The sequence below is a fragment of the Streptomyces griseus genome (assembly GCF_001715295.1).
Classification (GTDB): Bacteria; Actinomycetota; Actinomycetes; order Streptomycetales; family Streptomycetaceae; genus Streptomyces; species Streptomyces griseus_G.
The window spans coordinates 144,542-159,391 of record NZ_MDKB01000004.1 but is presented as its reverse complement, the minus strand read 5'-3'; the positions used below and the strand labels follow the sequence as shown (position 1 = coordinate 159,391).

At 71.2% G+C, this 14,850-nt stretch carries 11 protein-coding genes; 9 read left to right on the top strand and 2 right to left on the bottom strand.

Annotation, left to right across the window (positions count from 1 at the left end; genetic code table 11):
• Positions 1 to 292: 292 nt before the first annotated feature.
• The gene (locus tag BA175_RS22260; RefSeq protein WP_069173271.1) at positions 293 to 2,953 is read left to right on the top strand and encodes a RelA/SpoT family protein; all 2,661 of its coding nucleotides are present in this window, start codon (positions 293 to 295) and stop codon (positions 2,951 to 2,953) included.
• 70 nt (positions 2,954 to 3,023) lie between these two features.
• On the opposite strand, the gene BA175_RS22255 is transcribed toward BA175_RS22260, so the two are convergent.
• Positions 3,024 to 4,253, bottom strand: coding sequence for a DUF349 domain-containing protein (locus BA175_RS22255; protein WP_069173270.1), 1,230 nt, complete (start codon positions 4,251 to 4,253; stop codon positions 3,024 to 3,026).
• A 190-nt stretch (positions 4,254 to 4,443) separates the two neighbouring features.
• The gene (locus BA175_RS22250; RefSeq protein WP_069173269.1) at positions 4,444 to 5,232 is read right to left on the bottom strand and encodes a peptidylprolyl isomerase; all 789 of its coding nucleotides are present in this window, start codon (positions 5,230 to 5,232) and stop codon (positions 4,444 to 4,446) included.
• Between the two features lie 149 nt (positions 5,233 to 5,381).
• Between BA175_RS22250 and BA175_RS22245 the strand changes: the two genes are divergently transcribed.
• The 8 genes from BA175_RS22245 to alaS all read left to right on the top strand — a co-directional run bounded on the left by BA175_RS22245 (position 5,382) and on the right by alaS (position 14,842).
• Positions 5,382 to 6,068 carry an MBL fold metallo-hydrolase gene (locus BA175_RS22245; RefSeq protein WP_069173268.1) on the top strand — a complete coding sequence of 229 codons (687 nt, stop codon included), beginning with the start codon at positions 5,382 to 5,384 and terminating at the stop codon, positions 6,066 to 6,068.
• A 13-nt stretch (positions 6,069 to 6,081) separates the two neighbouring features.
• Positions 6,082 to 7,344 (top strand): histidine--tRNA ligase, encoded by a 1,263-nt coding sequence (gene hisS, locus BA175_RS22240; RefSeq protein WP_069173267.1) that lies wholly within the window; start codon positions 6,082 to 6,084, stop codon positions 7,342 to 7,344.
• Between the two features lie 341 nt (positions 7,345 to 7,685).
• Entirely contained in the window at positions 7,686 to 8,333 is a 648-nt protein-coding gene (locus BA175_RS22235; protein ID WP_069173266.1) for a vitamin K epoxide reductase family protein, read from the top strand.
• A 41-nt stretch (positions 8,334 to 8,374) separates the two neighbouring features.
• On the top strand, positions 8,375 to 9,748 hold the full coding sequence (locus BA175_RS22230) for a replication-associated recombination protein A (RefSeq protein WP_069173265.1): 1,374 nt from the start codon (positions 8,375 to 8,377) through the stop codon (positions 9,746 to 9,748).
• A gap of 381 nt (positions 9,749 to 10,129) precedes the next feature.
• A complete protein-coding gene (gene rpsD, locus BA175_RS22225; protein ID WP_069173264.1) occupies positions 10,130 to 10,744 on the top strand; it encodes a 30S ribosomal protein S4 in 615 nt (204 codons plus the stop codon).
• A 633-nt stretch (positions 10,745 to 11,377) separates the two neighbouring features.
• Positions 11,378 to 11,821, top strand: coding sequence for a DUF948 domain-containing protein (locus tag BA175_RS22220; RefSeq protein ID WP_069173707.1), 444 nt, complete (start codon positions 11,378 to 11,380; stop codon positions 11,819 to 11,821).
• A gap of 7 nt (positions 11,822 to 11,828) precedes the next feature.
• Positions 11,829 to 12,173 (top strand): DUF6167 family protein, encoded by a 345-nt coding sequence (locus BA175_RS22215; RefSeq protein WP_069173263.1) that lies wholly within the window; start codon positions 11,829 to 11,831, stop codon positions 12,171 to 12,173.
• Positions 12,173 to 14,842, top strand: a complete 2,670-nt coding sequence (gene alaS / locus BA175_RS22210; protein WP_069173262.1) for an alanine--tRNA ligase — start codon at positions 12,173 to 12,175, stop codon at positions 14,840 to 14,842. Before BA175_RS22215 ends, alaS begins: the two co-directional genes overlap by 1 nt.
• Positions 14,843 to 14,850 lie beyond the last annotated feature (8 nt).

Sequence of the window (14,850 nt, the reverse complement as noted above, 5' to 3'; positions counted from 1 at the left end):
GTCCGGTGCGTGCGGTTCCAAGGCGCCGGGAGGCCCTCGTGGCGGAGCTACGTGGGCGTTTCGGCAAGACGGGAAGCGTGCGTGCCGGGGCGTGGGCGCTCGGTCGGAGGTCACCCGCCAGGCTCCGGGCCGGGCGCCTGAGGGCGTCGGCACAGCACCGCACAGGACGGGCACCCGGGAACACCCGGGTGCCCGTCCGCGTTGTGAGGGTTCCGCCTCCCCGGGCGAGGTCCGGCCGGGGGGTCGATACCATGGGGTTTCCGGGGAGCCCGGATCCGCACGAGGAGCGCTCTTGCCAGACGAGGTCCGTCCAGTCGCCGCCGCGCAGCCCGACAAGCCCGCGACGGCCCCCGCCACGCCTGCGAAGGCGCAGCCCGCCTCGGCGGGCGACCCCGGGGCGCGCGAACCCGCGGACGGCCGGGACCGGAGCGACGGGGCGGCGGCCGGGCCCGCGAAGCAGGCTCCTGCCACCGGTCCGGAGCCGTCACCGGCGGCCCCCGCCTCCGGCGGCGCGGCACCGAAGCCTCCGGCACCCGACCCCGCCGTGCAGCCCGCGGCCCCCGCCCCCGCCGCCCAGCCCGCGGTGCCGGCGGCCGCGCCTTCCAAGCCGCCCGCCCCGAAGCCCCCGGCTCCCGCGCCGCACGTGCGCTCCGGCGGTTCCTCCAACCGGGTCAGGGCCCGCCTCGCCCGTCTGGGCGTCCAGCGCTCCAGCCCGTACAACCCGGTCCTCGAACCCCTCCTGCGTACCGTCCGCGGCAACGACCCCAAGATCGAGTCCGCGACCCTGCGTCAGATCGAGCGTGCCTATCAGGTCGCCGAACGCTGGCACCGCGGGCAGAAACGCAAGAGCGGCGACCCCTACATCACCCATCCGCTCGCCGTCACCACGATCCTCGCCGAGCTGGGCATGGACCCGGCGACGCTCATGGCCGGGCTGCTGCACGACACGGTCGAGGACACCGAGTACGGCCTGGACACGCTGCGCAAGGACTTCGGCGACCAGGTCGCGCTGCTGGTCGACGGCGTCACCAAGCTCGACAAGGTCAAGTTCGGCGAGGCCGCCCAGGCGGAGACCGTGCGCAAGATGGTCGTCGCCATGGCCAAGGACCCCCGGGTCCTGGTCATCAAGCTGGCCGACCGGCTGCACAACATGCGCACCATGCGCTACCTCAAGCGGGAGAAGCAGGAGAAGAAGGCCCGCGAGACCCTGGAGATCTACGCGCCGCTGGCCCACCGCCTGGGCATGAACACCATCAAGTGGGAGCTGGAGGACCTCGCCTTCGCGATCCTCTACCCCAAGATGTACGACGAGATCGTCCGCCTCGTCGCCGAGCGTGCCCCCAAGCGCGACGAGTACCTCGCCATAGTGACCGACGAGGTCCAGTCCGACCTGCGTGCGGCCCGCATCAAGGCCACCGTCACCGGGAGGCCCAAGCACTACTACAGCGTCTACCAGAAGATGATCGTGCGGGGCCGGGACTTCGCCGAGATCTACGACCTGGTGGGAATCCGGGTACTTGTCGACACGGTCCGCGACTGCTACGCGGCGCTCGGGACCGTCCACGCCCGGTGGAATCCGGTGCCCGGGCGGTTCAAGGACTACATCGCGATGCCCAAGTTCAACATGTACCAGTCGCTGCACACCACGGTGATCGGCCCCAGCGGCAAGCCCGTCGAGCTGCAGATCCGCACGTTCGACATGCACCGCCGCGCCGAGTACGGCATCGCGGCGCACTGGAAGTACAAGCAGGAGGCCGTGGCGGGCGCCTCCAAGGTGCGCACCGACGTCCCCAAGAACACCGGTGGCCGTGGCCAGGACACGGTCAACGACATGGCGTGGCTGCGCCAGCTCCTGGACTGGCAGAAGGAGACGGAGGACCCCAGCGAGTTCCTGGAGTCGCTGCGCTTCGACCTGTCACGCAACGAGGTCTTCGTCTTCACGCCGAAGGGCGACGTCATAGCGCTGCCCGCCGGGGCCACGCCGGTCGACTTCGCCTACGCCGTCCACACGGAGGTCGGCCACCGGACCATAGGGGCACGGGTCAACGGACGGCTCGTACCGCTGGAGTCGACGCTCGACAACGGCGACCTCGTGGAGGTGTTCACGTCCAAGGCGGCCGGCGCCGGACCCTCCCGGGACTGGCTGCAGTTCGTCAAGTCGCCCCGGGCCCGCAACAAGATCCGTGCCTGGTTCTCCAAGGAGCGGCGCGACGAGGCGATCGAACAGGGCAAGGACGCCATCGCGCGGGCCATGCGCAAGCAGAACCTGCCGATCCAGCGGATCCTGACCGGTGACTCCCTGGTCACCCTCGCCCACGAGATGCGCTACCCCGACATCTCGTCGCTGTACGCGGCGATCGGTGAGGGCCATGTCGCCGCGGCGGGCGTCGTCCAGAAGCTCGTCCAGGCGCTCGGCGGCGAGGACGCCGCCAACGAGGATTTGGCCGAGAGCTCGCCGCCCTCGCACGGCCGCAGCAAGCGCCGGGCCAAGGCGGACCCGGGCGTCGTCGTCAAGGGCGTCGAGGACGTGTGGGTCAAGCTGGCCCGCTGCTGCACGCCCGTTCCCGGCGACCCGATCATCGGCTTCGTGACCCGGGGCAGCGGCGTCTCCGTACACCGCGCCGACTGCGTCAACGTCGACTCGCTCTCGCAGCAGCCGGAGCGGATCCTCGACGTCGAATGGGCGCCCACCCAGTCGTCGGTCTTCCTCGTGGCCATCCAGGTCGAGGCGCTGGACCGCTCCAGGCTGCTCTCCGACGTCACCCGCGTCCTGTCCGACCAGCACGTCAACATCCTGTCGGCGGCCGTACAGACGTCCCGCGACCGGGTGGCCACCTCACGCTTCACCTTCGAGATGGGCGACCCCAAGCACCTGGGCCACGTCCTGAAGGCCGTGCGGGGTGTGGAGGGCGTCTACGACGTCTACCGGGTCACCTCGGCGCGCAGGCCGTAGCCGGCGGACGCACGGAAGGGGCTCCCGTACGCGGCGCGTACGGGAGCCCCTTCCACAGCACGGAAACGCCTCAGCCGCCGAACTCCTCCAGGCCCTTCAGAGCCTGGTCCAGCAGCGCCTGGCGGCCTTCGAGCTCACGCGAGAGCTTGTCGGCCCGCGCGTTGTTGCCCGATGCGCGCGCCGTGTCGATCTGCGTGCGCAGCTTGTCGACGGCGGCCTGGAGCTGACCGGTCAGGCCCTCGGCACGGGCCCGCGCCTCCGGGTTCGTCCGGCGCCACTCGGACTCCTCGGCCTCCTGGAGCGCCCGTTCCACCGCGTGCATCCGCCCCTCGACCTTCGGGCGGGCGTCCCGCGGCACGTGGCCGACGGCTTCCCAGCGCTCGTTCAGGGCGCGGAACGCGGCCCTGGCGGCCTTCAGGTCCGTCACGGGCACCAGCTTCTCGGCCTCGGCCGCGAGCTCCTCCTTGACCTTGAGGTTCTCGCCCTGCTCCGCGTCCCGTTCGGCGAAGACACCGCTGCGGGCCGCGAAGAACACGTCCTGCGCACCGCGGAAGCGGTTCCACAGCTCGTCCTCGGCCTCGCGCTGGGCGCGTCCCGCCGCCTTCCACTCGGTCATCAGGTCGCGGTAGCGGGCGGCCGTGGCACCCCAGTCGGTCGAGCCGGAGAGCGACTCCGCCTCGGCGACCAGCTTCTCCTTGACCTTGCGTGCCTCCTCGCGCTGGGCGTCCAGCGCGGCGAAGTGCGCCTTGCGCCGCTTGGAGAACACGGACCGGGCGTGCGAGAAGCGGTGCCACAGCTCGTCGTCGGACTTGCGGTCGAGCCGCGGCAGCCCCTTCCACGTGTCCACGAGCGCCCGCAGCCGCTCACCGGCGGACCGCCACTGCTCGCTCTGCGCCAGCTCCTCGGCCTCGACGACGAGCGCCTCCTTGGCGCCGCGCGCCTCGTCGGTCTGCTTCGCCTTCTGGACCCTGCGCTCCTCGCGCCGGGAGTCGACCGTCGCGACGAGCGCGTCCAGCCGCTTGCCCAGCGCGGCGAGGTCACCGACGGCGTGGTGCTCGTCGACCTGCTGACGCAGGTGCTCGATCGCAGCGGTAGCGTCCTTCGCCGACAGGTCGGTGGTCTTCACCCGCCGCTCGAGGAGGCCGATCTCGACCACCAGGCCCTCGTACTTGCGCTCGAAATAGGCCAGGGCCTCCTCGGGGGAACCGGCCTGCCACGATCCGACGACCTGCTCGCCGTCGGCTGTACGCACGTACACGGTGCCCGTCTCGTCGACACGGCCCCACGGGTCGCTGCTCACAGCGCCTCCTCCACCTGATGCCAGCGAGGGGGTTCGCCCCCCGTGCATCGTCCACAGTTTCCTGGGGCGGGCCGCGCCCGCCCTGCACAACGCCAATCTAGGCGACGGGCCGCCCGGCTGTCCGCACTCCGCGCGGCCGAGATTATCCCGTCCGCGCCGGTCCGCCGGGGCCGCCCGGCCGCCCGGCCGTTCAGGCCTTCTCGACAGCCGCCTTCTCGACCGTGACGGTCTTCTTCGGAGCGCCGTCGGCCGCCCCACCGGTGACTCCGGCCTCGGCGATCTTCTTGACGGCCTTCAGGCCGGCTTCGTCCATCGTGCCGAACGGCGTGTAGGTGGGCGGCAGTTGGGTGTCCTTGTAGACCAGGAAGAACTGGCTGCCGCCGGTGCCCGGCTGGCCGGTGTTCGCCATCGCGACCGTGCCCGCCGGATACGTCACCGAGCCGTCGCCGCCGGGCTTGCCCAGCGCCGTGAGGTTCTCGTCGGGGATCGTGTAGCCGGGACCGCCCGTCCCGTCGCCCTTCGGGTCGCCGCACTGCAGGACGTAGATGCCCTGCGTGGTGAGCCGGTGGCACTTCGTGCCGTCGAAGTACCCCTTGTCCGCGAGCGACTTGAACGAGTTCGTGGTGTGCGGGGTCTTCGCCGCGTCCATCTCGATCGCGATGTCGCCCTGGCTGGTCTTCAGCGACATCGCGTACGCCGCCTTCTTGTCGATCTTCATCGCCGGCTCGGGCACCTCGCTCTCGCTCGGCGACGGCGACGCGGAGGGGCTCGCCGCCGCGTCGGCGGTCTTCTTGTCGCCGCCGTCGTCACCGTCGAGGGAGACGTACGCGCCCGCGCCGATGACCGCCACCACGGCCACCGAGGACGCGATGATCACCGCGAGGCGCCTGGTCCTCCGGCGCGCCTCCTCCCGGCGCTGCTGCTGCCGCTCGAACTTCTCCCGGGCGAGCTGCCGCCGCCGCTGATCGCTGCTGACCACCGGTTGTTCTCCTTGTACGTCGTGTGATCGGGCCTCGGTTGCCCCGTACGGTATATGGGTTAGCTGTGGAATGAGGAGCGCCGGTAGGCTCTGATCTGCCGCATTCCTCTCCGCGGCCCTCCCGCTACGGACGAACACTAAGGACGAACGTGCTCATTGCCGGGTTCCCCGCCGGGGCCTGGGGGACCAACTGCTACCTGGTCGCCCCCGCCGCAGGCGAGGAGTGCGTGATCATCGATCCCGGCCACCAGGCCGCCCAGGGCGTCGAGGAAGCGCTGAAGAAGCATCGGCTCAAGCCCGTCGCCGTCGTGCTCACCCACGGCCACATCGACCATGTCGCCTCGGTCGTCCCCGTCTGCGGCGCCCACGACGTCCCCGCGTGGATCCACCCCGAGGACCGGTACATGATGAGCGACCCGGAGAAGGCCCTCGGCCGCTCCATCGGGATGCCGCTCATGGGAGAGCTGACCGTGGGCGAGCCCGACGACGTCAGGGAACTGGCCGACGGGTCCCGGCTGAAGCTGGCCGGCATGGACTTCGGCGTCGCGCACGCACCCGGGCATACCAAGGGGTCGGTGACGTTCAGGATGCCCGAGGCCGCGGACGTGCCGCAGGTCCTCTTCTCGGGCGACCTGCTCTTCGCCGGCTCCGTCGGACGCACCGACCTGCCCGGCGGCGACCACGCCGAGCTGCTCGAGTCGCTGGCCCGCGTGTGCCTTCCGCTCGACGACTCGACCGTGGTGCTGTCCGGCCACGGACCCCAGACGACCATCGGCCGCGAGCGCGCCTCCAATCCGTATCTGCACGGCCTGGACGCGCCCCGCCGAGGAATGTGACGAGAGAAACGACGTGAGCACCTTCCAGGCCCCCAAGGGCACGTACGACCTGATCCCGCCGGACTCCGCGACATACCTGGCGGTGCGGGACGCCATCGCAGCCCCCCTGCGCACCTCCGGCTACGGCTACATCGAGACGCCGGGCTTCGAGGACGTGAACCTCTTCGCCCGCGGGGTCGGCGAGTCCACCGACATCGTCACCAAGGAGATGTACACCCTCACCACCAAGGGCGGCTCCGAGCTCGCCCTGCGGCCCGAGGGCACCGCCTCGGTGCTGCGCGCCGCGCTGGAGGCCAACCTGCACAAGGCGGGCAACCTCCCCGTCAAACTCTGGTACTCCGGCTCCTACTACCGCTACGAGCGCCCGCAGAAGGGCCGTTACCGCCACTTCTCGCAGGTCGGTGCCGAGGCCATCGGCACCGAGGACCCGGCGCTCGACGCCGAGTTGATCATCCTCGCCGACCAGGCCTACCGTTCGCTGGGCCTCGCGCGGTTCCGCATCCTGCTGAACTCGCTGGGCGACAAGGAGTGCCGCCCCGTCTACCGCGAGGCGCTCCAGGCCTTCCTGCGCGATCTCGACCTCGACGAGGAGACCCGCCGCCGCATCGAGATCAACCCGCTGCGGGTGCTCGACGACAAGCGGGCGGAGGTCCAGAAGCAGCTGACGGGCGCGCCGCTGCTGCGCGACTTCCTCTGCGACGCCTGCAAGGCGTACCACGAGGAGGTCCGCGAGCTGCTGACGGAGGCCGGAGTGGTGTACGAGGACGACGAGAAGCTGGTCCGGGGCCTCGACTACTACACCCGCACCACCTTCGAGTTCGTCCACGACGGTCTGGGCTCGCAGTCCGCGGTGGGCGGCGGCGGCCGCTACGACGGCCTCTCCGAGATGATCGGCGGGCCCGCGCTGCCGTCCGTCGGCTGGGCGCTCGGGGTGGACCGCACCGTGCTCGCGCTGGAGGCCGAGGGCATCGGACTCGACGTCCCCGCCCCCACCAGCGTCTACGCGGTCCCGCTCGGCGAGGAGGCCCGGCGGGTGCTCTTCGGACTGGTCACGGAGTTGCGGAAGGCCGGGGTCGCCACGGACTTCGCCTTCGGCGGCCGTGGGCTCAAGGGCGCGATGAAGAGCGCCAACCGCTCCGGGGCCCGCTACACCGTGGTGGCCGGCGAGCGTGACCTCGCCGAGGGCGGCGTCCAGCTCAAGGACATGGAGTCCGGGGAGCAGGAGGCGGTCGCGCTCGGCGACCTGGTGGCCGTCGTCCAGGCCCGGCTCGCCTGACGCCGGGCGCCGTCCGTCCGGCGCCCGCGCACGACCGCCTGTGCCCGTCCGGTCCGTCCGGGCGGGCACAGCGCGTTGCGGCCCGGACCGTCGTGTGCGTGAAGGACCCCGGGAAAAGGCCCGGGCTCCGGCCGGACGCCGTCAATGCGGTGCCCGATCCGTTCACCCTGGGGGAGGGTTTCCGGGGAAGCGGCCGCCCGCACCGACGGCGCGTGGCCCGGACGAATCCCGGCTCCGGCCCTTCCCGTGCGTACGCCTTTATCTCCATCGAACGGATGGGCGCATCGGTGGTGCGGCAGAATGACCCTGCCCGGCCGGCTACTCAGTGATGGAACGGCGATATGACGATGGCAGCGGTAGACCACTCCTCCTCCGAGCGTGACCCGGAGCAGGGTGAGGACAGCGGGAAGAGGACCATCGGGGGCAGCCGCGCGCTCGCGCTGCTGCTGGTGATCACGGGAGCGGCCGGACTCCTCGCCGCCTGGGTGATCACCATCGACAAGTTCAAGCTGCTCGAGGACCCGAGCTTCACCCCCGGGTGCAGCCTCAACCCCGTGGTCGCGTGCGGCAACATCATGAAGAGCGAGCAGGCGTCCGCCTTCGGGTTCCCCAATCCGATGCTCGGCATCGCGACCTACTCGGTGGTCATCGGCATCGGCATGGCGCTCCTGGCGGGAGCGCGCTTCCGCTCCTGGTACTGGCTCGGCCTCAACGCGGGCACGCTGTTCGGCGTCGGCTTCTGCACCTGGCTCCAGTACCAGTCGCTGTACAACATCAACTCGCTCTGCCTGTGGTGCTGCCTGGCCTGGGTCGCCACGATCGTCATGTTCTGCTACGTCACCACGCACAACATCAAGCACCGCATCCTCCCCGCCCCCGCCTGGCTCAGGAACGGCCTCACCGAGTTCCACTGGGTGCCGCCCGTGCTCTGGATCGGCATCATCGGCATGCTGATCCTCACGCGCTGGTGGGACTTCTGGACCAGCTGACGCCGGTGGTCCTGTCGGTGGGGTGACATAGGCTTCCAGGCGTGGAGCCCGACCTCTTTACCGCAGCCGCCGAAGACCGCCAGGAGAAGGACCCGTCCAGCAGCCCCCTGGCTGTCCGGATGCGTCCTCGCACGCTGGACGAGGTCGTCGGCCAGCAGCATCTGCTCAAGCCGGGCTCGCCGCTGCGCCGGCTCGTCGGTGAGGCCGGCGGAGGCCCTGCGGGGCCCTCGTCCGTCATCCTCTGGGGACCGCCCGGCACCGGCAAGACGACTCTGGCGTACGTGGTCAGCAAGGCCACCAACAAGCGCTTCGTGGAACTCTCCGCGATCACCGCGGGTGTCAAGGAGGTCCGGGCCGTCATCGAGGGCGCACGCCGCGCCACCGGGGGCTTCGGCAAGGAGACGGTCCTCTTCCTCGACGAGATCCACCGCTTCTCCAAGGCGCAGCAGGACTCCCTGCTGCCCGCCGTGGAGAACCGCTGGGTGACCCTCATCGCGGCGACCACGGAGAATCCGTACTTCTCCATCATCTCGCCGCTGCTCTCGCGCTCCCTGCTCCTCACGCTGGAGCCCCTCACCGACGAGGACCTGAGGGCCCTGCTGCGCCGCGCCCTGACCGACGAGCGCGGCCTGGGCGGCGCGGTCACGCTGCCCGAGGCCGCCGAGGCGCACCTGCTGCGGATCGCGGGCGGCGACGCCCGGCGTGCGCTGACCGCGCTGGAGGCGGCGGCCGGAGCGGCCCTCGCCAAGCGCGAGCCGGAGATCACGCTGGAGACGCTCGAGGAGACCGTCGACCGTGCCGCGGTGAAGTACGACCGTGACGGCGACCAGCACTACGACGTGGCGAGCGCCCTCATCAAGTCGATCCGCGGATCGGACGTGGACGCCGCCCTGCACTATCTGGCCCGGATGATCGAGGCGGGGGAGGACCCGCGCTTCATCGCCCGGCGGCTGATGATCTCCGCCAGCGAGGACATCGGCCTCGCCGACCCGACGGCGCTGCCCACGGCGGTGGCGGCGGCCCAGGCCGTGGCCATGATCGGCTTCCCGGAGGCGGCGCTCACCCTCAGCCACGCCACCATCGCGCTGGCCCTGGCCCCGAAGTCCAACGCCGCGACCCTGGCCATCTCGGCCGCGCTGGACGATGTGCGCAGAGGGCTCGCGGGCCCGGTCCCGGCGCATCTGCGCGACGGCCACTACAAGGGCGCCGCCAAGCTGGGTCACGCCCAGGGCTACATCTACCCGCACGACGTGCCCGGCGGCATCGCGGCCCAGGAGTACGCCCCGGAGACGGTCCGCGGCAGGCGTTACTACGAACCCACGCGCTACGGCGCGGAGGCGCGGTACGCCGATGTGGCGGACCGGGTGCGTGAGCGGCTCGGCCGCGGCGAGGCGAGCGGCACGGCTCCCTCCTGACCGTCCGCGCTCAGCGTGACGCGGTTCCGCCGGGCGGGTCCACGGCAGGGCGCGGGTCGCCGAACAGCCCGCCCCGGGGCCCGCACTCCGGGTGTCCGGCACCGGCCGGTGCCCGGGTGACCAGGCCCGGGTACGAGCAGTACGGCGGAGCAGGTACTCTGTACGAGAGTTCGTGTGCGTTCGGCTGCTGACGGCAACCGGATGTTTTCAAGCCCGCTGGGACGCGGCTGACCACGATCAGATCGGCCTTCCGTCGTAGCGGCGCTTCCAAGACGCGCCGCCGCTGTCTGTGCTGTCCGTGACGTGTGTGGTGTTCCCAGGGCGAGACATGCGATCTCCTTGAGTAAGGTAAACCTAACCTACAACGGAGGTCTGGAGAACGTGCCTAACCAGTCGCGTCCCAAGGTCAAGAAGTCGCGTGCCCTCGGCATCGCCCTGACGCCGAAGGCTGTCAAGTACTTCGAAGCCCGCCCCTACCCGCCGGGCGAGCACGGCCGTGGCCGCAAGCAGAACTCGGACTACAAGGTCCGTCTGCTCGAGAAGCAGCGTCTGCGTGCGCAGTACGACATCAGCGAGCGCCAGATGGCGCGCGCCTACGACCGCGCCCGCAAGGCCGAGGGCAAGACGGGCGAGGCGCTGGTCGTCGAGCTCGAGCGCCGTCTCGACGCCCTGGTCCTGCGTTCGGGCATCGCCCGGACCATCTACCAGGCCCGCCAGATGGTCGTCCACGGCCACATCGAGGTCAACGGTGGCAAGGTCGACAAGCCGTCCTTCCGCGTGCGCCCCGACGACATCGTCCAGGTCCGCGAGCGCAGCCGCTCCAAGGTCCCCTTCCAGGTGGCCCGCGAGGGTGGTTACGACACCGACGGTGAGACCCCGCGCTACCTCCAGGTGAACCTGAAGGCCCTGGCCTTCCGCCTGGACCGGGACCCGAACCGCAAGGAAATCCCCGTCATCTGCGACGAGCAGCTCGTCGTCGAGTACTACGCCCGCTGATCCAGGCGTAGCGGCTCTCCGAGCTCGGGCCCGCCCCTCCCTGTCATCCGGGAGGCGGCGGGCCTTCGTCCGTCCCCGCCCGTCCGGCCGCGTACACCCTTCGGGGCCGGTCCGCCGGGCTCCCGGCCGCCCTCGCGGCCCGCACGTCCGGCCGGGCGCCCCTCCGCTCCGTCGTTCGCCCTCGATCCCGCCCGGGCGCGCCGGTCGGCGCCGCATCCGGGAGCCCGCCGGAGTGGGGGTCCCGGGTGGGCCCGCCGCGGGCCGCACCCCTCCGCCGCCCCCAGGACCCGGTCCCCGCCGGGTCCTTCGCATCCGAGGGTGCCGGCGCCGGCAGCCTCCGCGTGCTCGGCAGGTCGGGGAAGGTGTACGCGCGGGGCACGGCCTCGCCGGGCCTCCGGCGTGCCCGGCCGGTCCGCGCGTGCCCCGGCGCCGCGTGCGCCAGGATGTGCGTCCGGCTCCGCGCCGCCCCGGCGGGGCAGAATGCGGTACGGCGGGTGACGCCCGGCGCGATAGGCTCGAGGGACGACGATCGGCCCGGTCGGCAGGACGCGGACGGCCGGTCGGGCAGGCCGGGACAGGCCCCGGCCGGAGCGGGCGACGAGAAGAGAGCGGTGCACTGTGTCCGGTGGAGAGGTGGCCGGGATCCTGGTGGCCGTCTTCTGGGCGATCCTGGTCTCCTTCCTGGCCGTGGTGCTGGTGAGGCTGGCCCAGACGCTCAGGGCGACCACCGCGCTGGTGGCGGACGTGACCGAGCAGGCCGTGCCGCTGCTCGCCGACGCCTCCGCGACCCTGCGGTCCGCGCAGACGCAGCTCGACAAGGTCGACGCCATCGCGAGTGACGTGCAGGAGGTCACCTCCAACGCCTCCGCGCTCTCGACCACCGTCGCCTCCACCTTCGGCGGCCCCCTCGTGAAGGTCGCCGCGTTCGGCTACGGAGTGCGCCAGGCGCTCGGCCGCCGGACCGCGCCCGAGCCGGAGCCGGACCCCCGCCCCCGCCGCACGGTGATCGTCGGCCGTACCGTGCCGTCCGCCCGCAGGAAGCGGAACGGCCGTAGCTCCCGCGGACAGAAGGACTGACGCAGCGATGTTCCGCCGTACGTTCTGGTTCACCGCCGGCGCCGCCGCCGGTGTCTGGGCCACCACCAAGGTCAACCGCAAGATCAGGCAGCTGACCCCCGAGAGCCTCGCCGCGCAGGCCGCCGACAAGGCACTCGAAGCGGGCCACCGGCTCAAGGACTTCGCGCTCGACGTGCGCGAGGGCATGGTCAGGCGGGAGGCCGAACTGGGCGGCGCGCTGGGCCTGCAGGCTCCGGTCGATCCCGAACTCCCGGCCCCCTCACGGGCGGCCGTCGAAGCGGCCGAGGCGCGCCGCGCCCCCACCTACCGCACACTTCCCTACAACTCGGACAACCGGAATGAGGACCACTAATGGAGTCGGCTGAAATTCGCCGCCGCTGGCTGAGCTTCTTCGAGGAGCGCGGCCACACCGTCGTGCCTTCGGCGTCGCTCATCGCGGACGACCCGACTCTGCTGCTGGTCCCCGCGGGCATGGTGCCCTTCAAGCCGTACTTCCTCGGCGAGGTCAAGCCGCCCGCCCCGCGCGTCACCAGCGTGCAGAAGTGCGTGCGCACGCCGGACATCGAAGAGGTCGGCAAGACCACCCGGCACGGCACGTTCTTCCAGATGTGCGGCAACTTCTCCTTCGGCGACTACTTCAAGGAAGGCGCCATCCGCTACGCCTGGGAGGCTCTCACGGCTCCCGTGGCGGAGGGCGGCTTCGGCCTCGACCCCGAGCGCCTGTGGATCACCGTCTACCTCGACGACGACGAAGCCGAGACCATCTGGCGCGAGAAGATCGGCGTGCCGGCCGAGCGCATCCAGCGCCTGGGCAAGAAGGACAACTTCTGGTCCATGGGCGTTCCCGGCCCGTGCGGCCCGTGCTCGGAGATCAACTACGACCGCGGCCCCGAGTTCGGCGTCGAGGGCGGCCCCGCCGTCAACGACGAGCGGTACGTGGAGATCTGGAACCTGGTCTTCATGCAGTACGAGCGCGGCGCCGGCGACGGCAAGGAGGACTTCCCGATCCTGGGGGACCTCCCGTCGAAGAACATCGACACCGGTCTCGGCCTCGAACGCCTCGCCATGATCCTGCAGGACGTACAGAACATGTACGAGACCGACACCCTGCGCGTCGTGATGGACAAGGCCACCGAGCTCACCGGGGTGCGCTACGGCGCCGAGCACGGTTCCGACGTCTCCCTGCGCGTCGTCGCCGACCACATCCGTACGTCGGTGATGCTCATCGGCGACGGCGTCACCCCCGGCAACGAGGGCCGCGGCTACGTCCTGCGCCGCATCATGCGCCGTGCCATCCGCAACATGCGGCTGCTGGGCGCCACCGGACCGGTCGTCCGGGACCTGGTCGAGGTCGTCGTCGAGACGATGGGGCAGCAGTACCCCGAGCTGATCACCGACCGCAAGCGCATCGAGACCGTCGCCCTCGCCGAGGAAGCCGCCTTCCTGAAGGCACTCAAGGGCGGCACGAACATCCTCGACACCGCCGTGAGCGAGACCAAGGCCGCCGGTGGCAAGGTCCTGGCCGGCGACAAGGCGTTCCTGCTCCACGACACCTGGGGCTTCCCGATCGACCTCACGCTGGAGATGGCCGCCGAACAGGGCCTCTCGGTCGACGAGGACGGCTTCCGCCGTCTGATGAAGGAGCAGCGGGAGCGCGCCAAGGCCGACGCCAAGGCCAAGAAGACCGGTCACGCCGACCTGTCCGCCTACCGCGAGGTCGCCGACAGCTCGGGCGTCACCGAATTCACCGGCTACACCAGCAACGAGGGCGAGTCGAAGATCGTCGGCCTGCTCGTCGACGGCGTCCCCTCACCCGCCGCCACCGAGGGCGACGAGGTCGAGGTCGTCCTGGACCGCACCCCGTTCTACGCCGAGGGCGGCGGTCAGCTCGCCGACCAGGGCCGGATCAAGCTCGACACCGGCGCCGTCATCCAGGTCCGCGACGTCCAGCAGCCGGTCCCCGGCGTCTCGGTCCACAAGGGTTCGGTGCAGGTCGGCGAGGTGACCGTCGGCGCCTCGGCCTACGCCGCCATCGACGGCACCCGTCGCCGTGCCATCGCCCGCGCCCACAGCGCCACCCACCTCACCCACCAGGCACTGCGCGACGCGCTCGGCCCGACGGCCGCCCAGGCCGGCTCGGAGAACTCGCCCGGCCGCTTCCGCTTCGACTTCGGCTCGCCCGCCGCCGTACCCGGCACGGTCCTCACCGACGTCGAGCAGAAGATCAACGAGGTCCTCGCCCGGGAGCTCGACGTCCAGGCCGAGGTCATGTCCATCGACGAGGCCAAGAAGCAGGGCGCCATCGCCGAGTTCGGCGAGAAGTACGGCGAGCGCGTCCGGGTCGTGACCATCGGTGACTTCTCCAAGGAGCTGTGCGGCGGTACGCACGTCCACAACACCGCTCAGCTGGGTCTGGTGAAACTGCTCGGCGAGTCGTCCATCGGGTCGGGTGTACGCCGTATCGAGGCCCTGGTCGGTGTCGACGCGTACAACTTCCTCGCCAAGGAGCACACGGTCGTCGCCCAGCTCCAGGAACTGCTCAAGGGCCGTCCCGAGGAGCTCCCCGAGAAGATCTCCGGCATGCTCGGCAAGCTGAAGGACGCCGAGAAGGAGATCGAGAAGTTCCGCGCGGAGAAGGTCCTGCAGGCCGCCGGAGGGCTGGTGGAGTCCGCCAAGGACGTCCGGGGCGTCGCCCTGGTCACCGGTCAGGTGCCCGACGGCACGTCGGCCGACGACCTGCGCAAGCTGGTTCTCGACGTGCGCGGACGCATCCAGGGCGGCCGGCCGGCCGTCGTGGCCCTGTTCACCACGGCCAACGGACGCCCGCTGACCGTCATCGCCACCAACGAGGCCGCCCGCGAGCGCGGCCTCAAGGCCGGCGACCTGGTCCGCACGGCCGCCAAGACCCTCGGCGGCGGTGGCGGCGGCAAGCCGGACGTCGCCCAGGGCGGCGGTCAGAACCCGGACGCCATCGGCGATGCCGTCGCCGCTGTCGAACGCCTCGTCACCGAGACGGCGTGACGCCGCAG

Coding starts and splice junctions, on each gene's coding strand:
- alaS (WP_069173262.1), top strand. CDS start 12,173: ATGGAGTCGGCTGAAATTCGCCGCCGCTGGCTGAGCTTCTTCGAGGAG.
- BA175_RS22235 (WP_069173266.1), top strand. CDS start 7,686: ATGACGATGGCAGCGGTAGACCACTCCTCCTCCGAGCGTGACCCGGAG.
- BA175_RS22215 (WP_069173263.1), top strand. CDS start 11,829: ATGTTCCGCCGTACGTTCTGGTTCACCGCCGGCGCCGCCGCCGGTGTC.